Origin of the sequence: Dinghuibacter silviterrae (assembly GCF_004366355.1) — a bacterium.
Taxonomy (GTDB): Bacteria; Bacteroidota; Bacteroidia; order Chitinophagales; family Chitinophagaceae; genus Dinghuibacter; species Dinghuibacter silviterrae.
Genome location: NZ_SODV01000001.1, coordinates 2,346,559 through 2,370,161 on the forward strand (window position 1 = coordinate 2,346,559; position 23,603 = coordinate 2,370,161).

Sequence of the window (23,603 nt, forward strand, 5' to 3'; positions counted from 1 at the left end):
GTTTATTGCTTGAAGGCGTCCAGGGTGGTAATGCTTCTGACCGATACGGGTCCGTTCACCTGGGTAAACATAATGCCCGACACGACGACGGAATCCCCCGGCTGCAAGCCTCCCGTGATCTCGACGAGGTTGGCCTGGCGGATACCCGTGGTCACCCCCACATACACGGACTTGCCATTTTTCACGGTCACAACATCGTTGTTGCGGTCATCGGGGATAAGGGCGCTGGTAGGAATCATGATGGCTTGTCTGTCCCCGCCCCCGTCTACAAAGACCTTTGCAAAGGCCCCGATGTTCGCGCGGCTGTGTACGAGCAGCGCGCGGGCGGTGATGTTGCGCGTCGTCACGTTCACCTGGGGTTCCACGGCAAGGATGACCGCTTTTTCCCGTACCGGTGTCAGCCCGTCCGTCACCACCGTAACGGTCCCCCCCTTATGGAGCACGCTTGCATATTGATCCGGTATGGTAAAGTCGATCCGGAGGCTGTCCGTTTGCTGCAAGGTAGCGATGACGCTCGCCGGCGACAGATACGCGCCAAGGCTCACCTGCCGCAGCCCCAGCACACCCGTAAACGGCGCGCGAACGATCGTTTTTTCGATCATCGCATTGTAATAATCAAGGTCCGAACGCAGGCTGTTGACCTGGTTGGTCATTGTATCGTAGGTGGTCTGGTTAATCCCGTTGATCGCAAGCAGCTTCGACAAACGTTCCCGCGTCTGCACCGCCAGGTCCAGCAATAGTTGCGTCTTGTTCTTTTGTGCGATCAGGTCCGAGTCGTTGATGCGCGCGATGACCGTGCCCGCCTGCACCACCCTGCCCTCGGGCACGTCGAGGTAGATCAGCCGCCCCGACGTTTCCGGTTGAAGCGATACCGACTGGTTGGCCACCACCGTCCCGCTTGCCTCGACGGGATTCGTCATGGATTGGTTCCTGGCAATGATCACATCGACAATGGGCGTCGTGCTTTCGGTCTTCTTCGCTTTTGTTTCCTGGCAGGCCGTGATCGAAAGGAGCACACAAATACCCATCACCGGCAAAAAGGATGGGCTGCAAAACAATTGCATCCGGATGTTTGTTAGTGAATGAAAGGCTTAATCGGATGCAATCAACGCCGGTTCCCCCAGCTAAACGGCAGGGAATTCGATAATTGGTCTTTTGGGGGGATGACTGGAAAGGTTCGCGCGCGATCATGCGCGTCCCCTTTACGCGATCACGCGGAACAATTTCTTGATCACGCCGGCCTGATAAACGAGCTCCTGGCGGTCCTTCCCGATGAGGGTGATGTGCCCCATCTTGCGCCCCGGCTTGGTGGTCTTCTTGCCGTAGAGGTGAACAAAAGTATTGGCCATCTTCAAAATATCGTCCAAACCCTCGTACCGGGCGTCGCCTTCAAAGCCTTCGGCGCCCACGACGTTGAGCAACGCCGACGGCTGACGGATCTCCGGGTTTCCCAGGGGATACCCCAGCATTAACCGCCACAACATGTCGAATTGGGAGGAGTAAGCGGCTTCTATGGTGTGGTGACCGCTGTTGTGGACGCGGGGGGCGGTTTCGTTTACCCATACATCTCCCCTGGCGTCCACGAAAAGCTCCACCGCAAAGATGCCCGGCGAGGCGAGCCCCTTGACTACCATCATGGCCATGGCCTCCGCCTTCCACAAAGTTTCACGGGGAATGTCGGCCGGGCAAAGCTGGTAGTCCAACAAGTTGAGCTCCGGGTGAAACACCATTTCGGTGGCGGGATAGATCGCATTTTCCCCGTGCCCGTTGGTCGCGACGATGACGGAGAGCTCCTTTTTGATAGGGATCAGTTTTTCCAACACCGAAGGCGCGTCAAAACCCTGTTCCAGGTCCTCGGGCCCATGAAGGATGTGTACACCCCGCCCGTCATACCCGCCTTCCCCGATCTTTTGGACGGCCGGCAGTTCCCCCAGGTGCGCCCGCAATGCTTCGCGGTTTTCGAGAATTACGAAGGGCGCGGTGGGGATCTCTTTGTCCTTATAAAAAAGCTTTTGTTGAACCTTGTTTTTGATGATGCGGAGCGCCGACGGCTTGGGATAGACTTTCACGCCTTCCGCTTCCAGACGCTCCAATGCGTCCACGTTCACCGATTCGATCTCGATGGTCACCGTATCCACTTGTTTGCCAAAGTGGTATACCGTATCGTAGTCCCGGATGTCCCCTTGTACGAAGTGGTGACAAAGGTGAGCAGCGGGACAATGCGGATCGTTTTCAAGGACATAGGTGATGACGGGATAATTGGCCGCGGCTTGCAACAGCATTCTACCCAATTGCCCTCCGCCAAGGATGCCCACTTTCTGCATACGATTCGTTTATTGGGTGTGAAGATAGTATCTTTGGGGGAGATGCTACCCGACTACGCCCATAAGGTTTTCGACGATAAACGCATCGTATATTGCCTGCTCATGGAAGCCCTCGCCATGGATGCAGCCTAGACCGGTTTTCCTACACCCGTCTTGTTTTTTTGTTATCATTTTCCACAAAAATTTTTTCGCATGTCCGCTACTGCCATCAAGGCCGTGCCCGTGGTTTCCACGGATTTCCTTCCCCTTCAGGGTACCGATTACGTTGAATTTTATGTAGGCAACGCCAAACAGGCCGCCCATTTCTATAGAACCGCTTTTGGCTTCCAGCCCCTCGCTTATGCCGGGCCCGAAACCGGCGCCCGCAACCGCGCCAGCTATGCCGTCCGTCAAAACAAGCTCACCTTTGTCTTTACCACCCCGCTCGCAGATGAAGGGCCCATCGCCGATCACATCCGCCTCCACGGCGACGGCGTCAAATGCCTCGCCCTCCGCGTAGACGACGCCACGTCCGCCTGGAAAGAAACCACCACCCGCGGGGGGCGCTCCTTTATGGAGCCCACGGTTTTAAAAGATGAACACGGTGTATTGGTCCTTTCCGGTATCCACACCTACGGAGACACCGTCCACCTCTTCGTCGAACGCAAAGACTACACCGGCGCCTTTATGCCCGGCTATCGTGCCTGGAACACCCCACACTTCCAAAGCAACTCCACCGGCCTGCTCTATGTCGACCACTGTGTCGGCAACGTAGGCTGGAACCAGATGAACACCTGGGTGAAATTCTACGAAGACGTCATGGGTTTCCGCAACATCCTCAGCTTTGACGACAAAGACATTTCCACCGAATACTCCGCCCTCATGAGCAAGGTCATGAGCAACGGCAACGGCTTCGTGAAATTTCCCATCAACGAACCCGCCGAAGGCAAAAAGAAATCCCAGGTCGAAGAATACCTCGAATTCTACAAGGGCGAAGGCGTTCAACACGTCGCCCTTGCCACCGCCGACATCGTCACCACCGTCCGCGACCTCCGCAGCCGGGGCGTCGAGTTCCTCCAGGTGCCCACCAGCTACTACGACGACCTCCTCGCCCGCGTCGGCACAATAGACGAGTCCATCGACCCCCTCCGCGAGCTCGGGATCCTCGTCGACCGCGACGACGAAGGCTACTTACTGCAAATCTTTACCAAGCCCGTCGAAGACCGGCCAACACTGTTCTTTGAGATTATCCAACGAAAGGGAGCGAAGAGCTTTGGGAAGGGGAATTTTAAGGCGCTCTTCGAGGCGATTGAAAGGGAGCAGGAGTTGCGGGGGAATTTATAAGGTTGTGGAAAAGCGGGCTAGACTTTCTGCCCGCTTTTCATTTTTTCCCGGACCTCTTCGATGAATTCGAGGGAGACGTCAGCGAGTGACGCGATTTCTTCGTGTGAAAAGGTCTTTGCATTCAGCAGATTGCGAACGAAAAGCGTCTTTTGCTTTTCCGTGGCTTCTTCAGCCCTTATCTCTGCAAGTACTTCAAAAAATCCCATGGTGTTGGATTTACCGGTGATTGAATTGATTTGTTGGTCGAAGATACAACAATATTCAGAATTTTGAGGGACAATAATATTTCGAAGAAAGAACAATATTGACCCGATTTTTCGGTGAGAGATGTGGGTTTTACCCAACAACAACCTGGCTACCATCAACTTGCGGTTAAGTAATTCTATTTCAGGAATTTTCTTGCTCCTCAACGCTTCCCGAGCTGCTAAAACTACCAGTGCAAAAGGATTGTCGCTTGCCTTCAATTCCTCGTCCGTCGGGTCAGTGATACAAAAGGTATTGTATCTATACAAAAGGTATGTGCCCTGAAGACGATAGCTGAACCGATCAGGTATCAATTTACCGTCAGTTCCTGTAAAAATCGCGATGGCCGTAATGGGTTTCCGGAAGCGATCGTATATCCGGTATTGATACTGGTACATCCGCTCTGGGAAAAAAGCCCGCTCACCCGAATATCCCTGTATTTCGGCGTGTATGAGCATCCACTCTTCTCCCCCGTCCCGGGTATAGGCTTTGACCAGCTTATCCACGAAACGAGTATCGGGTCCTTTCCCTGGTTCGGGCTCCAGTTCGGTAAGCTCCTTGTCCAGATAAGTAAATCCGCGGTCCATATCATAAACCGCATCGGCATTCGGGAAAACAAATCGCAACAGATCGTCGAATACCTCCTCCAAAAGCGCCTTCCAAAGGGCGTCATCGTTCTTTTCCATGAAGCAAATCTACAAGCGCAGTCAATCGCTTGTATGCCTCTGCGGGCGCGGATTAAGACCCGTTAGGAATATAGACTATCTAGTAGAAATATATGGAAATATAAGGCGGCTTATAGCACAGTTAAAGTCCCGTTAAAAGCACCGCGGCCGCGCCCAATGCAATTTGCAAAGGGCATGGCCGCGCGTGTAGAAAGATAGGGTGATTACACCTTCTTCCACGTATCCACCATCTTCCAAATAATCCCCCCAAGGATCCCTCCTGCAATTGGCGCCACAATAAATACCCAAAGATCTTTCAGCGCCTCCCCCCCTACAAAAAGGGCCGGCCCGATGCTGCGCGCCGGATTGACGGAGACCCCGGTAACGGGGATCCCGACGATGTGGATGAGGGTAAGGGTAAGCCCGATGCCAAGACCGGCAATGGGGGTGGTGTTGTTTTTGCTGGTGCTCCCGTGGACGACGAGCAGGAAGATGCACGTGAAGACGACTTCGGCGATCAGACCGCTCGCCAGGGGGTAGTGGTCGGGGGAGCCGTCGCCTACACCGTTTTGGCCGAGGCCGTTGGTGGCAAGGCTGTAGTCGGCATGGCCGGAGGCGATGACGTAGAGGATGCCGGCGCCGACGATGCCGCCGGCGATTTGGGCAACGACGTAGCCCAGGGTATCGGCCGCGGGGAGTTTACGGGTGACCCACATGGAAATGGTGATGGCGGGGTTGATGTGGCAGCCGGAGATGTGGCCGATGGCGTAGGCCATACCGACGACGGAGAGGCCAAACGCAAAGGCGATCCCCAGGAAGCCGACGTGGCTGCCCGCGAGGACGGCACTGCCGCAACCCATGAGGACAAGAACGAGGGTCCCGAAAAATTCAGCGAGACATTTTTGGAAAAGAGAGGGTTTCATTGGTTATCTTTTTGGTGTGAATAATCAGGCCGATGGCGTTGCTGCGACGGCGCTCCGCCGTTAGTATTGCCAAAATAAGCAAATCATCTATCATGTCAACCAAAATGTACTTTTTTCTGAAGCTTCACCCGCCAAGGGCCTCCTTTGCCCTGGATATGACACCGGAAGAGCGGGCCGTCATGCAGCAGCACGTGGAGTATTGGGCCCCCCACGTGGCGGGGGGGACGATGCTGGTCATGGGGCCGGTCGCGGACCCGGCGGGTGTGTACGGGATAGGAATCCTTGCCGTGGACAGCGAAGAGCAGTTGAAGGAACTGATCGGCGCCGACCCCGCGAACGGAATGAACAGGTACGAGGTGCACCCGATGCGGGTGCGGACCGCTATGCCGTGACGAGTACTGGTTTCCCGACGTTGTGACCGCCGAGGGCAAAGTACAGGATATAGGCGTAACAGGGGATAAGGCAGATGCAATAGGCGAGGTTGTTGAAGACATGGGCGTTGTCTTTAAGACCGCCGTAGAGCAGGGGGAGCAACGCGCCGCCGGCAATGCCCATAACCAGCAGGGCCGAGGCGATCTTGGTGAAACGGCCAAGACCTTCCAGGGCAAGGGGCCAGATGGCAGGCCACATCAGGGAATTGGACAGGCCCAGCAGGGCGATAAACGTGATGGCGGTATAGCCGGTGGTGGTGAGGATCCCTACACTAAAGGCAAGCCCTGAAATGGCGCATATCCTTAGGGCCGTCGACTGGCTGAGGTAGCGCGGGATGGTGATGATGCCGATGACATAACCCACCAGCATAGCCGCGAGGGTGAAGGTGGTGAAGTATTTGGTTTTATCCAGGCTGATGCCGAGGGCCTTGCCAAAGGTGCCGATGCCGTCACCCGCCAGTACTTCGACGCCCACGTACACGAAGATGCAAAGGACACCCAACAACAGGTGGGGATATTGAAAGACGCTTGTTTTTTCGGAAGATGCCCCACCAACGGATTTTTCAGTTTGAATTTCCGGGAGGGAAGAAGCTTTGATCATGATCGCCAGCAGGATCAGGATACCCGCCATGACGAGGTAGGGGACGATGACGCGGGCGGCCAGGGCGGACAGCAAGGCTTCCTTTTGCGTGGGATCGGTCGCGGCATGGATCTGTCCTTCCAGGCTGGAGGCATTTTTGAGAACAATCGCGCCGACGATCAGGGGACTGAGCACGCCGGCGACCTTGTTACAGATACCCATGATGCTCATGCGTTTGGCGGCGCTGTCCAGGGGGCCGAGGATGCTTATGTAGGGATTGGATGCAGTTTGCAAAAGCGAAAGACCGGTGCCCTGTACAAACAGGCCGATCAGGAAAAGCGGGAAGCTGCGCAGCTGGGCGGCCGGAACAAAAACCAGGGATCCCAGCGCCATGACGACCAGCCCCAGGGCCATCCCGTTTTTGTAGCCGGTCTTTTCAAGGATGAGCGCGCTGGGTATCGCCAGGAAAAAGTAGGCGATATAAAACGCAAAGGTCACAAAGAAAGCCTGGAGGTCGGTGTGCAACTGGCAGGCGAGTTTGAGGAACGGGATCAGTGTTCCGTTGAGCCAGGTCACAAAACCAAAGATGAAAAACAGGACGCCGATGATAAACAGCGCGTAGCCGGTGCGGTTGGATGAAGATATACTCATGTCGTCAAGTGAGTGACGAAATTAGCGGATTTTGTAATGCCGGGAACGACTAATTGTGGATCAAACGGTTGCGCGAAACATCAAGTGATATGCGGAATTTACGATATATGATTTCACGGTTAAGTGCGCTACCCGGAAAATATTTTTCTAGTTACCTTCGTTGATAAGCTAAATTGATGTTTCGGTGAAGTTCGTGTCCATCCAAATCCTGTTCTTCCTGCTGGTCGTCTCCTACTCCCACGCACAGACGTATGTCGGTATCCAATCCACCAATGCCCGCCTGGCCCCGCTGATCAAGGGTGGGGAAGATACATTGCGTAAACAGTTCGAAGCCAAGGGGCTCCAATGGCCCGCCAAGTATATCTACATGCGTTCCTTCAAGTACGAGAAGGAGCTGGAGGTGTGGGTCAAAAACGACATACAGGATACGTTCCGTTTGTTCAAGGTGTACAAGGTGTGCCGGACTTCGGGCAAGATGGGCCCCAAACGCCGCCAGGGAGACATGCAGGTGCCCGAAGGCTTTTACTACATCAACGGTTTTAATCCCAACAGCAACTACCACCTGGCGCTGGGCCTGGACTACCCGAACCTTTCGGACCGGCTGAAAAGTGGGGCGTCGGACCTCGGGGGTGACATTTATATCCACGGTTCCTGTGTGTCGGTCGGCTGTATCCCCATCTTAGACAACCAGATAGAGGAGGTGTATATGCTGGCCGCGATTTCCCGGCAAGAAGGGCAGGACTATATCCCGGTGCATATTTTCCCCATCCGTTATAACCTGGAAAACTCCGCGGCCTTTCTCAAAAACCAGATCCGGGACGATAAGGACTGGGCCAGGTTCAACGAACAATTGCGGTCGTCCTTCGACTATTTCGAGGAACACCACCGTCTGCCGGTGATTGCTGTCGACAGCCGGGGGGACTACGTGATTAAATAGTGGGACGTAACCCGAAGGGTAACATAGACTTAATGCAAAGGGCCTATCTTGCGGAGAAAGCCGCCCGCATGCGCCTATTTTTTCTTTCCCTCATTTCCCTCTCCATCTCCCTCGGAGCCCTGGCTCAAACTACGGATGAATACCGTCGCCCCTACGACACCAGTACGCTGGAGCCTGGCAAGGGCGCTATTTTGCTGCCCTACAACCGGTTGATCAACCCGGCGGGTACGGTATTGCATTTTGGTAGTGGGGCCCTGGAAAACCACAGCCTGGACGCCGTCCTTCTCCCGGGCGGGGACGTCCTGGCGGTCGAGGACCGTTACGGGGTGGCCTTTGTCCGCGTCCCGGACAACCAGTTGATCTTCCGGCTGGACTATGGTAAAGAGGCCTTTCGCGGCTGTATGAGCACGTATTCGGGGATCAAGACGTATACGGATGCGGACGGGCAGGTCCACGTGTTGTGGAGCGCTTCGGAAACGGGGCATGGCAAAGCCTATCTCTTTGACGCGCTTTGGGGCAAGGATACGGCCCAGATCGTTTCCTATTATGCCTTTAAGGCGGAGGACCCGGCGCCGCTCGCGCTGCCCAACGACATCGCCGTAGCGGTGGAAGACGGTGGTATGTATGTCTACCTGGTCCTCAACGGGAACAGCAAGCTGGAAAAGATCCGCTGGAGCGACCGCTCCATCGTGTGGGAAGCGTCCACGGGGATGGCCCCGTACGGGGTGGCCCTGGCGGGTGGCAAGGCGTATGTGAGCAACTGGGCGGGACCGGTGCCCCCCGATTCGACGGACCGCGAAACCGCGGGTATTCCCTACGGACGCGTCTTTATCGATCCGCGCACGGGCGCGACCGCCCAGGGGACCGTGTCGGTCATCGACCGGACCAGCGGACAGGTACTCCGGGAAGTCGGCGTGGGGCTGCACCCGAACGCGATCCTCGCCGGTCCGGGCGGCCGCGAGGTATACGTGGCCAACGGGAACAGTGATAACGTATCGGTCCTTCGCACCGAGGACGACGCCGTTATAGATTCCATAGCGATCCAACTGGCGGGCGCGGACGCCTTTATCGGGGATACGCCCGACGGGCTGGCGCTGGACACAGAGGGGAAAACACTTTTTGTATCCGCCGGCATGGACAACGCCGTGGCGGTCGTGGCGCTGGGTGAACCGGGGAAGAGCAAGGTAAAGGGTTTTATACCGACAGAAGCCTATCCCGCCGGCCTGGTTGTGAGCAAAGGGTATCTCTATGTCGCCAACCTGGAAGGGGAGGGTGCCCGCGTAGCTAATGAAAACAAGGCCTACAACAGCCACCACCAGGAGGCGACGCTCTCGGCGATTCCCTTGCCGGATGAGCGTCAACTGCGTTCGTATACAACCTGGGCAAAGGCCAATAATTTTGTTTTCCGGACCGAGCTGACGAAGTTGCCCGCAAGACAGGGCGTCCAGCCGGTGCCTGTCCCGGAGCGGATCGGGGAGCCCTCGTTGTTTAAACACGTCATCTACATCATCAAGGAAAACCGTACGTACGACCAGGTGTTGGGTGACATGCCGGAAGGCAACGGCGCGCCGTCTTTGTGTATGTACGGGGATACGGTCACGCCCAACCAGCACAAGATCGCGCGCTCGTTCCTGTTGTTCGACAACTACTATGCGTCAGGGAAGTGCTCCGCGGAAGGACACCAGTGGACTGACGAGGGCATGGTGACGGATTATGTGGAAAAAAATGTCCGCGCCTGGTTCCGGAGCTACCCGCACGTACAGACGGACGCCCTTGTCTATGACAAGGAGGGCTTTATCTGGAACAACGCCCTGGACCACGGGAAGTCCGTCCGGATCTACGGAGAAGCGACGACGGTCTTTGTCAACGGTCCCCAGAACTGGACCGACATTTATGGCCTGCTGGCCAGGGACCAGCCCCTTTCGTTTTTCAATACCACGACGATCTCCCGGGTGCGCCCGATCCTGGATACACTGTATCCGGGTTTTGACGGTCCGAATATCTCCGACCAGTTCCGCGCCAACGCTTTTATCCAGGAACTACACGACTTTGAAAAAAAGCCGGGAGACCAATGGCCGGAACTGATGGTCCTGGCCCTTCCCAACGACCATACCGTGGGTACCCGCCCGGGGAACCCTTCACCCGAATCGATGGTGGCGGACAACGACCTGGCCTTGGGCCGGATCGTGGATGCTGTCAGCCAAAGTCGTTTTTGGGATTCCACCGCGATCTTCGTCACCGAGGACGACTCGCAAGCCGGCTGGGACCATGTGTCCGCTTACCGGACCACGGGTTTTGTCATTAGCCCCTATTCCCGGTTGCACCGCACGATCCACACCAACTACAACCAGGTGTCGATGCTGAGGACGATCGAACAGATCCTGGGGATACCGCCCATGAACATGCTGGATGCCACGGCGGTGCCGATGACGGATTGTTTTGATGCCACCGGCCTCGATCGGACGGTTTACCACTGGCAGCCCAACCGGATTCCCCTGGACAAGATGAACCCCGACGTCGCCCTGCTGACGGGCAAGGCCAAACGATACGCCCTGGCGTCGGCCTCGCCCCAGTTTGCCCACATCGACGGGGGGAACGACGATTTGCTCAACCACATCCTTTGGTTTGCGGCGAATGGGAACAAACCCTATCCGCAAGCGATGGTGTTGCCAAAGCGGTTGAGGAAAGACCACGACGACTAAACCGTCGCGGTGTTCTCCTTGATCCAGGCCAGTAACGCCTCGCCTACGGCTTCGCGGCGATAATACCAGTCGGTGCTTTGGATCCGGAAGAAGTGCCAGCCCGCGCGTTCCAGGATGAGCTGGCGCGCGATGTCCTCGCGGATGCGTTCGGGATCGGACGCGTGTCTTTCCCCGTCACACTCGATGGCGAGCTTGCGGTTGCCCGCGATCAGCCCGAAGTCGATCCGGTATTTACCTACTTCCAACTGGGGATGCAAGTAGTCTCCCCAGCCTTGTGCATATAAGAAGCGGCAGACGCTTCCCTGGAAATCCCCCCCGAAGGTATCCACCTGTTCGAGCAGGTCGGGCAGGCTCACGGCCTGTGCGGCGGGTTCTCCGAAACGGGAAGCCTGGAGCTGGTAATAGTCGATGAGCATCTTCCGGTAACAGTCCGGGTTCATCAACGCCACCGCCTCGGGATGGATGCTGTGGAAAAGCACCGAGCGTTCCTTGGCCCGGCTCGCAGCGACGTTGTAGATCCGCATGTATTCCTCCGTGGTGGCTGCGCGGGGCGGTTTGAAGGAAATCCGGTCCCTTTCCTTCTTGACGGTATGTGCCGCCGTGATGGTCATCAGCACGACGTCCCGCTCGTCCCCCTGGAATTCACGGGAGGTGCCGATCAACAACTCCAACTGGTCTTCGTATTCCTTGATGAGCTCGTTCCCCGCGATTTCCCTCAGCAGGGCATTGTGGTGTTGCTGGTTGGAGCTGTCCAGGGTGATGATGCCGATGGTGGGCAGCCGCCGGAGACTGCCCTCTTTATAACGGAGGATGTAGTCCCCGATGGATTCCGCGACCTTGCGGACCATCAGGGGTTTTTCCTCGGACTCGGGGTCGTCCTCGGTGCGCACGATCCCGATGGGGTCGCCAAAGGGTCTTTCCGTCGCGGTTTTGAGGGCCACGATTTCCCGGTTGTAGATGTATTGGCTGGAGTAACCGATGATCTCCGGGAGACAACGGAAGTGTTCCGTCAGGGTCACGATGTTCGGGTAGATCACGCCGCTCAGCGTATAGATGCTGTTGTTTTTGTTGTTGACATCAAACTGTGTCTTGAACCGGTGCGAAATCAGGTATTTGTCCATCAGCTCGTTGGTACGGCCGATCGAAAACCAGCGCCGGTCGGCCGCCACCGAGGTCTGGTTTTCATCCCCCACGATCAGGCATTTCTTACACCGGAAAACGAGGTTGAGGCTGCTGATGTCGCACTGGCTGGCCTCGTCGATGATGAGCAGGTCGAACTGTCCCGGACCCGCTTCAGGGAAAAAGGTGATGGCGGTTTCCTGGGGCATAATCCAGATGGGGACCGCTTCCTTGGCGATCTGCATGTTCTGGATGGCGCTGGCCATGTTGCGGGCCGTGTTTTTGCCAAAGCCCTTGCCGATGTTGATCAGGTCGTTCAGCCAGGCGTTGAGCGCCGCCTTTTGCAGGTCACTGACGCTTCTCGACTTGTTAAACCAGGCCTTATAGGAAATCAGCTCGGCGGTTTGCCGTTCCATCCCCCGTTTGACGGACTGGAGTTCCTGTAACAGACCGGAGGCGCCTTTTGTCCTGGACAGGACCTGTTCCAGGAAACTCCGGAGCCTTGCGAAAAACAGGTCTTTTTCCAGGTCTTCCACGGTGGGGAATAGTTTGACTCCCGCCCCGCTCCGGTCCTTGATGAACAGGACCGTATGCGGCAGCACGCGCCCCACCTCTTTATACAACTGGTCGAAACGGATCGCGGCCGGCTGGCGTTGCCTCTTTTCGCGGTACTGGGACAGGTAAAGCTCGTAGTTGCCGCGGTTCACAAATTCCAGGGCCCGGGCGATGTTGAAGATCAGCGGGTGTGCCTGGTCGTGGTGGATGATGCGCTGACGCGCTTCCTCCAGGAAGGCGCGGATCTTTTTGTATTCCACGAATTCCGCAAGCCCGGAAAGGTAACTACGTTGCTCTCCGAACGTCGGATCGCGCGGATCCAGGAGCGGCAGTTTTTTTTGCCGGAGGGTCACGTTGAAACCCGATAGCCCGTCGATAAAGGCCGCCAGCAGGTCCAATTCTTTATAAGCTTCTCTTGCGTCCGGACAAGGGATACCAAAGCGGCGCAAATAATTCTGACAGCTGATGTGCAACTGTTTGAGACAACGGTCCCGGTTGATCGCGGTTTCGATGAGCCGGAAGTGCTCCAGGTCCGCCGCGGGAATATAGTTGACCTTACAGGAGAAAAACAGTTTCAGGGATTTGTCCAGGAGGTTGCGCGACATCCAACCCAGGTGCTGGTGCTCGCCAAACTTGACGATCAGTTGGTTGACCTGGCGGTACAGGATGTCCGGGTCGACCCCCAGCAGGGGCGCCAGGTCCAGGTCATAGGGCAGCAACCGGTCCTCCGCCGCGGTGACCTGTTCGCGGTAGGGGGCGCTGTCCTGGAGGAAGCGGAAAAGCCCCTCCCGGTCGAAATCCTTGTGCCTGAAAAGTTCCAGCGCCTGCTGCGTCCCCTGAAGACCTTCCCAACGCTCGCCCAGCTGCTGGTAGTCCTGCACGAAAGCCTCGTCCGCCACGGCCGGATCGACCCGCGCGTAGTCGTCCAGTTGTATGGCCGCGGTGATTTCTTCCAGGCGTACTTCTATGCGACGCAACTGTTGCACCTCCGGAAAAGCATGGTCCTGCAGGAACTGGTAGTGGATCAGGTCAAAGTCGCCCGGTTGAAACTGGTTGGCGATCACGGTCAGCGTCTGCAGTCGCTCCGCCAGCCCTTCGGTCTCGGTCTTGTAATCCACGGGGTCCTTGAGCAACACCGTTTCCCGGTCCGGTTCCTCGTGCAGAAAGACCGCCCATTCATAAGCACTCCTGTCTTCCTGTAGTCCGTGGACGGGATTGGCCAGCGCCAGGCGTTCCCCGTTCGCCTGGACGACGCGGTACATATCGCTCAGCAACAGGGCGTATTTATGTTCCATGGCCGACAACTGCCCCTCCAGGCTTTCGATCCGGCCTTCCTCATAGTGTTGGGAAATGTGCCGGATGATGGCGCTCACCGAGGCCTTCAGCCCTTCGTTCCCCTTCCCCTCGTTCACCAATGACACCGCCAGGTCCTGAATACCCCTCGGCAGCTTCTCCTTGAGTACGCTCAGCGCTTTGGCATTGTGCGAGACCACCAGGATAGACTTCCCTTCCGACACGAAGTGCGAGATCAGGTTCGCAATGGTATGGCTTTTCCCCGTGCCGGGAGGGCCCTTCACGGTAACCGCGTCCTGTTCCCGGAGCCGGCGCGCGATTTCGAATTGTTCCTGGTTGTAGGGCAGGGGGAAAAGAAAGCGCCCCTCCTCCTCCGGTGCCGCTTGTAGCGCGGGCTCCCCGGGCAGCGCGAATAATTTCTTGAAAAAGTCGGGGATCTTTCCCATCTCCCCCGCGCCCTGGAGCTCGTTGATGGTTCGCACGATGGCCGAGGCATCTTTTGACACCGCCAGTTGATCCGCCACCAGCCGCGTCTGGATCACCGGTGAGAAACTAAACGTCAGACGGTCCGGTATATCCGGATAGAACGTAAAGTCCAGCGCCCTGTCCTCCGTATAAAACTTGTAATCCTTGTCCGGGAAGACCGCCAGGATGTCCCACCCCTTGTCGTAAAACTCGGTGCGGATATATTCCGGGTTAAAGGTCCATTCCAGTGTGCGTGCATTAAAACGGTCCACCGCTACCAACACCTCTCGCTTCCGTTCTTCCACCACATAAGGAGATTCTTTGGTGAAATGAGCATCCAGCAACTCCGTAAAAAATTGCTCGCAAAAGATTTTATAGGCAAAGGTGTCCGTCTCGATGCGGATCTCATGGTTTTTTAGCTTGAGCCGTAGGGGTACATGGAAAAGAAAGTTCCTGTACACCTTGCCCCCGATCTCTCCCGCGACCAACCCCAGGGACAGGTGCAGGCGTTTGCCCGAACGGCCGCGCAGCTCGTAATAGAGCGCGTGCAACGCGTCGTAACACGCGTTGACCTCCAGCGGCAGCGCGTATTTGCGCTGATAGTCGCGCAGCGCCTGTTCGTATTCTTTGCGTTTTTTCGCGGCGGCGGCAGCCGCCGCTTTTTCTGCGGCGTCGCCCGCGTCCGGGGCGGCCCCGGCGGGCGTGCCGTCGAGCGGCTCAAGGACCGTCGCGCTATCGAGCTGCTCCATGACCGGTTTGGGCGGCAATGCCATGCGGCGGACCTTGAGCAGGTAGTCCGGGACCTGTCCCCCGGCCCCTTCCAGCCCCAGGTCGAATTCGGGTATGTTTTTGCGCGCGCAGTTTTGAGACAGGGTCAACAGATCACCCAGGGCCCAATAATTGGTCCCCGCCACCTTTGGCTCACCCGGCTCGTCCAGGCAATCCAAACAATCCTGGCGTGCATTATAGAGATCCCTGATGTAGGAAAAAAGATTTTGTAGCGGCGTTTCTACACGCTCGGTGTTTACGTTCATAAGTCGGAGTTTAATGTTGTTAAACGACTTTTAACCCGGAGGTCGTATGGATGTTGAAAAAATTATGCCGAAAATCGTTAATCGCAATTGGCGCATCATACAACGATTTTGGCATAGCACGTGCCCGCGCGGGGATTTTGACGAAATTCATCTATGATTTTTAAAAAAACTACCGCATTTGCGGTTTGCTTGCTTGCAATATTGACCGTTTCGGGGCAAAAAGCGCCTGCGCCGTCCACCACCCCCGGAGCGCCGGTGGCGCCCGCCCTTCTTCACTGGCGCGAGGTCTTGCCCGGTATTTGGAAAGCCGTGGCCGGTCGCCCGGAAAAATATACGCTTCTCGGCGCAGCCGGGGCCGTCCCCGACACTACTGATATAAGGGATATGGGCGCCGCGCCCTTTCCTTTCAAGGACGCACCCGCGACGGTGGTATTGTCCGATGGAAAAACCTATTTGCGTTTCCCTCTTGATGCCAAAGAACAGCTATACGGCTTCGGTCTGAACTTTCAGACGGTGCACCAACGGGGCAAGGTCCTGGACCTGCACGTGGATAATTTCGCGGGCCGGGACAACGGGCGCACCCATGCGCCCACGCCCTTTTATGTGTCGTCGAAGGGATATGGTGTCTTTATCAACGCCGCGCGTTACCTGGAAGTCTACGCAGGCACAGCGGTGAGACGAGACAGCCCGCACCCGCCCGCGGTGAAAGACCGCAATCTTAACAAGACCTGGTCTTCCCGTCCTTATTCGGACGCCGTGGAGATATTGGTGCCCGCGGAAGGCGCAGAGGTATACCTGTTGGGCGGACCAACGCCGCTGGAGGCCGTGCGCCGGTACAACCTGTTGTGCGGGGGCGGTTGTCTGCCCCCCCGCTGGGGGCTTGGTTTTATGCAGCGGCTGCAACGGCTGGCCACGGCGGAAGACGCACTACGCGAAGCGCACGACTTTGGCGATAAGGGGTACCCGCTGGATGTCATCGGCCTGGAGCCGGGTTGGCAAAGCAGCTCCTATCCCTGTACGCTCCGCTGGGACAGTACCCGTTTTCCCGATCCCCGTCGCTTTCTCGACGGGATGCACGCGGCGGACGTGCGGGTCAACCTCTGGACCAATCCTTATGTATCTCCTACATCGCCGATCTACAAAGCGCTGTTACCGTATACCGGTTCGCATACCGTTTGGGCAGGCGTCGTGGCGGATATGACGCTGCCACAGGCCCGGGCGCTCTTTTTCGGGCAACTCCAAAAGGACCAGGTCTACCCCGGCGTGAGCGGCTACAAATTCGACGAGGTCGACGGGGGAGACGTCTACCTCTGGCCGGACGTTGCCACCTGGCCATCCGGCCACAGTGCCGAACAAATGCGCCAAACGTACGGACTGCTGATGCAACGCTACAGCACCGCGCTCTACCGTGCCAGGAACCAGCGCACCTTTGGCCTGGTAAGAGCTTCCGGGGGCGGGGGCGCTTCTTACCCTTACGTCATCTACAACGACTACTATAACCATGAAGACTTTATCACCGCATTGGTGAACAGCGGCTTTGCAGGCGTCCTGTGGACCCCGGAGGTGCGCGCCTCCAAAACCGCGGAGGAATGGCTCCGCCGCGTACAGTCGAATGTGTTTTCGCCCCTGGCCATGATCAACGCCTGGGCGAGTGGAACAAAACCCTGGTCTTTTCCCGAGGTTGCGAACCAGGTCAAGGCGATGGCGCTTCTCCGCATGCGCATGATGCCGTATTGGTATACCGCTTTTGCGCGGTATCACTTTCAGGGGGTTCCGCCCTTTCGGGCGATGGTGCTGGAGGCGGGCTTTAGCGAGGGGGCGCTCGCAATGGACGCCGCCCCCGCTGCGAAAGGCGCCCCCGCCAGGGGCGACACCGCCCTCGAAGCCAATCCCTACGCCGAAGCCACCGCCCGCGAGGTCAAGGACCAGTATATGGCGGGCGATTGTCTCCTGGTCGCGCCCATGTTCACCGGCCAGACAACGCGAAAAGTCATCCTGCCGAAGGGCCGCTGGTATGACTTCTATACGGGCGCCTACGCCGGCGACGGAGAGGTGATCAGCGTGACGCCCGGTCTCGATAAGATCCCGCTTTTTGTAAAGGAGGGCGGGATGATCCCGATGATGCCGCCGCTTTTACACGCACCCGCCGCGGGTCAGCGTGTAGACCTGGAGATCCGTTGCTACGGCGCACAGGGCACGGGACGGTTGTACGACGACGACGGGGAAACCTACGATTATACGCGCGGGTTGTACACCTGGCGGACGCTGCGCTTCAGCCGCGATGCACAGGGGCGTTTGACCGGCGCGATCTCCGGACCGGAGAGGGGGAAGCCGAACACGGTGGGGGCGGTGACGTGGAAGGATATGACGGGCGCCGCAGGCGCGCCGGTCCCTGGCGGGGCGGCGACGCGGGGCGACGGGCCCCAGGCAGTTGCCACGGCCGACGGGCCCCATGCGGCTGCCACGGCCGGCAGGCCGCGCCCGGCAGGCGACACCGCGACCCCGCTGGCACTGGTCGTCGACACTGGAACCGCGCTCGCGCTGGTGATCGACACCCTGCGCGCGCTCACGCTAACAGAAGCCGCCTGGGCCATGACCCAGGAACCGGTCACGGTAACGGCATCGCACTGCGCGCGGAGCGCAGGTGGACCACATGACTTTTATTCGGAGGGCGATTATTGGTGGCCGGTACCGGGGCACCCGGACAGTCCTTATGTGCAGCATGACGGACAGACCAACCCCGACAATTTTACAAAACACCGGGAAGCGATGATCCGGTTTAGCCGGATCGTGGGGGCCCTTGCGTCGGCTTATGTACTGACAAAGGACGACGATTATGTGCGGGCAGCGCTGCGGCACGTCCGGGCGTGGTTTGTAGATACGGCAACGCGGATGAACCCGGATCTTCGGTTTGCCCAGGCTATCCAGGGTAGGGCTACCGGGCGGGGCACGGGGATCATCGACGCCATCCAACTGATGGAAGTGGCGCAGGGGTTGCGGGTGATGGCGCCCTCCGGGGCGATGGACCAAAACACCCTGGAAGGTGCCCGTGCCTGGTTCCGGGACTATCTGCACTGGCTCACGACACACCCGTACGGGCTGGACGAAATGAACGCGGCCAACAACCACGGCACCTGCTGGGTAATGCAGGCGGCGGTGTTTGCGCGGTTTACGGGGGAGGACAGCATGGAAGACTTTTGCAGGGACCGATACGAACATGTCCTGCTTCAGAAACAGATGGCAGCCGGCGGCAGTTTCCCCCCGGAGCTGAAACGCACCAAGCCTTTTGGCTATTCTATATTCAACCTGGACGCCATGGCCACGATCTGCCAGGTACTTGATCTATGGCAGTACCGGACGGACGACGGACGGGACATCGCAAAGGGGGTGGCGTTTCTTTATCCCTACTTAGCCGACAAAACGAAATGGCCTTATCCGCACGATGTGATGCATTGGAACGACTGGCCGGTGGCGCAGCCGTGTCTTCTTTTTGGTGCGCTGGCTTTCCATCGACAGGATTGGTTGCGTGCCTGGGCGCGGTTGGCGCATGCGCCGACGGACCCGGAGGTATTGCGCAACCTGCCCGTTAGGCATCCTTTGATTTGGCTGGATGTTACCGAGAACGTTCTCGGTGATTTGCGAGGCCAAAATCGCTGAATAAAAGGTGATTTTTCGGTAAAAAAGACGTCAAAAAATTAACGTAGTTGCATATATGAGAAAGTTAGGAAATGCATTGGTATTGTTTGCCGTTACGGCAAGTTGGGGATTGCAGGCAAGAGCGCAAGGGCCGCTGGCGACGGCGCAGGGGCCGGCCAGCGACGGCCGTGTAGAAGTGGCCGGAGGCGGGAAGGCGGACGCCGCCGACACCACCGATAAAATGGCCTGGTGGCGCGACGCCCGTTTCGGGTTGTTTATCCATTGGGGCGTGTACTCCGTACCCGGAGGAGAATACGATGGACACGCCATCGGGCATGCGGGGGAGTGGATCATGAACCGGGGGAAAATACCGGTGGCGCAGTATCAGCAATTTGCAAAAGCGTTTAATCCTGTTAAATATAACCCGGACGCGTGGGTACGGATGGCCCGGGATGCAGGGATGAAATACATCGTGATTACGGCCAAACACCATGATGGCTTTGCGATGTTTAAAACCGGCGCGAGCAAATGGAACATCGTGGACGCGACACCGTATGGGCGGGACGTCCTCAAACCGCTGGCGGCGGCTTGCCGTAAATACGGGATAAAGCTGGGCTTTTATTACTCGCAGGCGCAGGACTGGAATAACCCGGGGGGCGCGGCTGCACGGAAAGTGACTTCCGAGGGGTGGGCCAACCCGGATTCTGCGACGATAGACGCGTATACGGCGGCGCACCAGGGACACTGGGATCCGGCACAAACGACGCGTTCTTTTGCGGACTATATAGACCAGGTGGCGGTGCCACAGGTGCGGGAACTCCTGACCAATTATGGTAAAGTGGCGGTATTGTGGTGGGATACGCCGGTGGGGATGAACGATACGCTGGCGAAAAAGCTAAGCGATGCGCTGGCGCTTCAGCCGGGCATCATTACCAATGACCGGCTGGAACGCCCGGATTTTCCGGGTGACTATAAAACCCCGGAACAAAGAATCCCGAAACTAAACGAGTTGGACGGCAAGGACTGGGAAACCTGTATGACGATGAACGGGACCTGGGGATACAAACCCTCCGATACCAAATGGAAAACGCCGGAAACGCTTATCCGGAACCTGATCGATATCGCCTCAAAAGGCGGGAACTACCTGTTGAACGTGGGCCCGACACCGGAAGGGGAGATCCCGCCGGCGAGCGTGGAGCTCCTGAAGGCCATGGGCGCCTGGATGAAGGTCAATGGGGAGGCGATTTACGGCACCAAGGCGAGCCCACTGGGGCCGCTGTCCTGGGGACGTTGTACCAAAAAGACGGACGGAACGAATACGCGGTTGTACCTCTCTGTTTTTGACTGGCCGGCGGACGGCAAACTGCTGGTGCCGGGTTTGACAAAAACGGTAAGCTCCGCGCGGTTGCTGGCGGGTGGGCAGCAGGTGTTCACCGAAGCCGCTGCCGACGGATTACAAATCCACCTGCCTGCAAAGGCACCGGACACGATCGCCAGCGTGGTGTGTGTGGAAGTAGAAGGGGTGCTGTAAGGCGCCCTTATTTTCCCCGATACTGCAAACGATTGCAGCGCCGGAAAGCCCGACACATGGGCGGACGCGAAAAAACCTAAATGCTGCTTGTTATATGAAATTGCTTGTCTTGTTGTGCTGCTGCGCTTTGCTGTGCTCACCACCCCTTCGCGCGCAGGAGACAAAAACGCTCCTCAAGGGATTTGTCCTGAGCGTGACCGGTGAGCCGCTCAATGGAGCCTCGGTGGTGGTCAAGGACCATGGTGAGGGGACGATCACCTCTCCCAACGGGGCTTTTCAACTGACGATATCTTCGAACAAAGTGGCGCTTATCGTCTCGGCCGTGGGGTATACCACCAAGGAAGAAGTTGTTCTTGTAAAAGAGGCGGGGGCACTCGTGATCCACTTATCGCCGGGGAAAAACGTACTGGACGAAGTGGTCGTCGTGGGGTACGGCACCCGGCGCAAGGCGGACCTGACGGGGTCGCTGACGGCCATTTCCGAACAGTCCCTTAAGGACGTGCCGGTGGCTAACCTGAGCGCGGCGTTGCAGGGACAGGGCGCGGGGATTGACGTCCAGAAAAGCGGGGGCAACAGCCACCCGGGGGCGGCGCCCAGCATCCTGGTGCGGGGTGTGCGCTCGATCGACGCGTCCAACAGCCCGCTGATCGTGGTGGACGGGATTCCTTTTAACGGGTCGATCGACGACATCAATACCAATGACGTGGTGGGGGTGACGGTGCTGAAGGATGCGTCCTCGACGGCAATATACGGGTCGAGGGGCGCGAACGGCGTTGTCCTGGTCACGACCAACCGGGGGCGGACCGGAAAACCCGTGGTTACCTACAGCGGTTATGGCGGGTTTACAAAACCGTCGGGGGAGTATGGCGTTATGAACGGACCGGAATTTGAAAACCTGAAAAAGTGGGGGCTGATCAACGGCAACCCCGGTAAATATACAGGGATCGACGACCCGGCGTTTATGACGGACGGGACGTTTGCCCCGGAAGAACTGTACGGTATCCGGCACAACCGGAGCACGGACTGGCAAAAGGAGGTGTATCGCACCGGCTTTATGACCGACCATCAGGTCGGCGTGTCGGGCGGGGCGGACTTTACGCAATACGCGGTCTCGGGGGGCTATCATAAGGAAACGGGGGTGTACCCGGGTCAGTCATTCGAGCGCTTTTCCGTAAAGCTGAGCGTGGACCAGCAACTGGGCCGGCTGATCCGGTTCGGGTTGAACAGCCTGGATTCTTATACCATCACCAACGGGGAAAACGCAAACCCCATGGAACAGGCGCTCAGGGCGAGTCCCCTGGCGTCGCCCTATGATTCCACGGGGGCGCTGATCAATTATTTTGTGCCTGGGAGCGCCAACCAGGTTTGGAATCCCCTGGACAACTTTGTCAAGGGGGCGGCGGTGGAGAACCGGAAACGCCTGAACACCTTTAACACCCTCTACCTGGACGTGAGCCTGGCCAAGGGGTTGAAGTACCGTTTTAACGCGGGGACCGAGATCCATACCGACATCTACGGGAACTTTTATGCGAGCAATACGACCAACAACTTAGGCGGTCTGTCGACGTCCACCAATTCGACGGGTATCAATACGTCGTATACGCTGGAGAACCTGCTGACCTATGACCGGACCTTTGGCGGACGCCACAAGGTGAACTTTACGGGGCTGTATAGCCTCCAGCAATACGAGGCGCAGTCGAACTCGTTTAGCGACAATTCCATTACGGCGGATTACCTTCAGTATTATAACCCGCAGTACGCCGCCAACCTGACCGGTACGGGTTCCTATCAGAAGTGGGACATTATCTCGTATATGGGGCGGTTGAACTATACGTATGCCGACCGGTACCTGCTCACGCTGACCCTTCGTTCGGACGGTTCCTCCAGGCTGGCGCCGGGGAACAAGTACCACGTTTTCCCGTCCGCGGCGGCGGCCTGGAACATCAACCACGAAACCTTTATGAAAAACACCCGGACGTTTTCGGACCTGAAGCTCCGGCTGAGCTATGGGACGGTGGGCAATACCGCCATCGATCCTTACCAGACGCTGGGGTCGCTGTCCGCCATCAACTATAATTTCGGCACCGCGGTCGTGACGGGCGCTTATCCGACCAACGTCCCGAACCCAAACCTGACCTGGGAATATACGTCGACGCTAAACCTGGGCTTGGACTTCGGTGTCTTGAACAACAGGGTGACGGGTTCGGTGGACCTGTATCACGAGTACACCAATAACCTGCTTTTGCCCGAATCCCTGCCGCCGACATCGGGTATACCCAACGCGGTACTGACCAATATCGGCAAAACGGAGAACCAGGGGATAGAGCTCCAGGTTGGCGCCATGATCCTTCAAAGCAAGGGCAAGGGTGCCTTTACCTGGAGGGCGGACCTGAACCTGTACATCAACCGGGGGAAAATCACCCGGCTGGAAAACGGGGTGACGCAGGACATTGCCAACAACTGGTTTGTCGGCCATCCCATCGGGACGATTTTTGACTACAAAAAGCTCGGGATCTGGCAGAATACGGGAGCGGACTCGGCCCTGGCGCAAAAATTGGGGCTGACCCTGACCGGAACCGGTTCGGTGATCGGGACGATCAAGGTGGCGGATGTCAACGGGAACGGGAAGATCGACGCGGGCGACCGGATTACCCAGGGATCCAATCAACCCAAATGGGAGGGCGGGATGACCAACCGGTTCTCTTACCGTGGATTCGACTTTACGGTGGTTGCCTTTGCCCGGGTGGGAGGAACCATTACCAGCAGCCTTTTCCAGAGCGGCGGTTTTGTCAATACCTACCAGGGGAACTACAACAACATCAATGTCAATTACTGGACGCCGGCGAACCACGAGAACGTGTATCCCAAACCCAATTCGGCTTCCACGAATACGCCTTATTCTTCTTTGCTGAGCTATTTCGACGGGACGTTTGTAAAAATCAGGAGCCTGAGCCTGGGGTATACATTGCCCCGGTCCTGGTTGACAATGACTGGATTCCATACGATGCGGGTGTACGCCACGGCCCAGAACCCATTTATCCTTTTCTCGCCTTATCGCAACAAGTACGGGGGCGTAGACCCGGAGACGGCCATGGGGTCCGGGGCCGGGTCGGGCAACGAGGGAGCGATCGGGATCAATACGCCGTCCACCTGGTCGATGATTTTTGGGGTTAATGGTTCATTGTAAAAAA

At 57.6% G+C, this 23,603-nt stretch carries 13 protein-coding genes; 7 read left to right on the forward strand and 6 right to left on the reverse strand.

Features of this window, described 5'->3' with window-relative positions:
* Positions 1–2: 2 nt before the first annotated feature.
* A complete protein-coding gene (locus EDB95_RS10450; protein ID WP_246073585.1) occupies positions 3–1,064 on the reverse strand; it encodes an efflux RND transporter periplasmic adaptor subunit in 1,062 nt (353 codons plus the stop codon).
* 138 nt (positions 1,065–1,202) lie between these two features.
* Positions 1,203–2,324: a 5-(carboxyamino)imidazole ribonucleotide synthase gene (locus EDB95_RS10455; RefSeq protein WP_133993347.1), complete on the reverse strand. Its 1,122-nt coding sequence runs from the start codon at positions 2,322–2,324 to the stop codon at positions 1,203–1,205.
* A gap of 192 nt (positions 2,325–2,516) precedes the next feature.
* On the opposite strand from EDB95_RS10455, the gene hppD reads away from it, so the two are divergent.
* The gene (gene hppD / locus EDB95_RS10460) at positions 2,517–3,647 is read left to right on the forward strand and encodes a 4-hydroxyphenylpyruvate dioxygenase (protein WP_133993349.1); all 1,131 of its coding nucleotides are present in this window, start codon (positions 2,517–2,519) and stop codon (positions 3,645–3,647) included.
* A gap of 17 nt (positions 3,648–3,664) precedes the next feature.
* Here hppD and EDB95_RS10465 read toward each other — a convergent pair whose 3' ends face one another.
* Positions 3,665–4,576, reverse strand: a complete 912-nt coding sequence (locus EDB95_RS10465; RefSeq protein ID WP_133993351.1) for a hypothetical protein — start codon at positions 4,574–4,576, stop codon at positions 3,665–3,667.
* A 203-nt stretch (positions 4,577–4,779) separates the two neighbouring features.
* The gene (aqpZ, locus tag EDB95_RS10470) at positions 4,780–5,478 is read right to left on the reverse strand and encodes an aquaporin Z (RefSeq protein WP_133993354.1); all 699 of its coding nucleotides are present in this window, start codon (positions 5,476–5,478) and stop codon (positions 4,780–4,782) included.
* Between the two features lie 92 nt (positions 5,479–5,570).
* Here aqpZ and EDB95_RS10475 point away from each other — a divergent pair, with 92 nt between their 5' ends.
* On the forward strand, positions 5,571–5,870 hold the full coding sequence (locus EDB95_RS10475; RefSeq protein ID WP_133993356.1) for a YciI family protein: 300 nt from the start codon (positions 5,571–5,573) through the stop codon (positions 5,868–5,870).
* Here the strand turns inward: EDB95_RS10475 and EDB95_RS10480 are convergent.
* Positions 5,860–7,140: a sugar MFS transporter gene (locus tag EDB95_RS10480; protein WP_133993358.1), complete on the reverse strand. Its 1,281-nt coding sequence runs from the start codon at positions 7,138–7,140 to the stop codon at positions 5,860–5,862. The two genes, EDB95_RS10475 and EDB95_RS10480, sit on opposite strands and share 11 nt — an antisense overlap.
* Positions 7,141–7,324: 184 nt before the next feature.
* Between EDB95_RS10480 and EDB95_RS10485 the strand changes: the two genes are divergently transcribed.
* Both EDB95_RS10485 and EDB95_RS10490 read left to right on the forward strand, forming a co-directional pair.
* On the forward strand, positions 7,325–8,077 hold the full coding sequence (locus EDB95_RS10485) for a L,D-transpeptidase family protein (protein WP_246073587.1): 753 nt from the start codon (positions 7,325–7,327) through the stop codon (positions 8,075–8,077).
* A 68-nt stretch (positions 8,078–8,145) separates the two neighbouring features.
* A complete protein-coding gene (locus tag EDB95_RS10490) occupies positions 8,146–10,779 on the forward strand; it encodes an alkaline phosphatase family protein (RefSeq protein ID WP_133993360.1) in 2,634 nt (877 codons plus the stop codon).
* Here the strand turns inward: EDB95_RS10490 and EDB95_RS10495 are convergent.
* On the reverse strand, positions 10,776–15,245 hold the full coding sequence (locus EDB95_RS10495) for an AAA domain-containing protein (protein WP_133993362.1): 4,470 nt from the start codon (positions 15,243–15,245) through the stop codon (positions 10,776–10,778). The genes EDB95_RS10490 and EDB95_RS10495 overlap by 4 nt on opposite strands.
* 189 nt (positions 15,246–15,434) lie before the next feature.
* On the opposite strand from EDB95_RS10495, the gene EDB95_RS27735 reads away from it, so the two are divergent.
* The 3 genes from EDB95_RS27735 to EDB95_RS10515 all read left to right on the forward strand — a co-directional run bounded on the left by EDB95_RS27735 (position 15,435) and on the right by EDB95_RS10515 (position 23,599).
* On the forward strand, positions 15,435–18,902 hold the full coding sequence (locus tag EDB95_RS27735) for an alginate lyase family protein (protein WP_246073589.1): 3,468 nt from the start codon (positions 15,435–15,437) through the stop codon (positions 18,900–18,902).
* A gap of 55 nt (positions 18,903–18,957) precedes the next feature.
* The gene (locus EDB95_RS10510) at positions 18,958–20,412 is read left to right on the forward strand and encodes an alpha-L-fucosidase (protein ID WP_133993364.1); all 1,455 of its coding nucleotides are present in this window, start codon (positions 18,958–18,960) and stop codon (positions 20,410–20,412) included.
* A 94-nt stretch (positions 20,413–20,506) separates the two neighbouring features.
* The gene (locus EDB95_RS10515; RefSeq protein ID WP_133993366.1) at positions 20,507–23,599 is read left to right on the forward strand and encodes a SusC/RagA family TonB-linked outer membrane protein; all 3,093 of its coding nucleotides are present in this window, start codon (positions 20,507–20,509) and stop codon (positions 23,597–23,599) included.
* Positions 23,600–23,603: the final 4 nt, after the last annotated feature.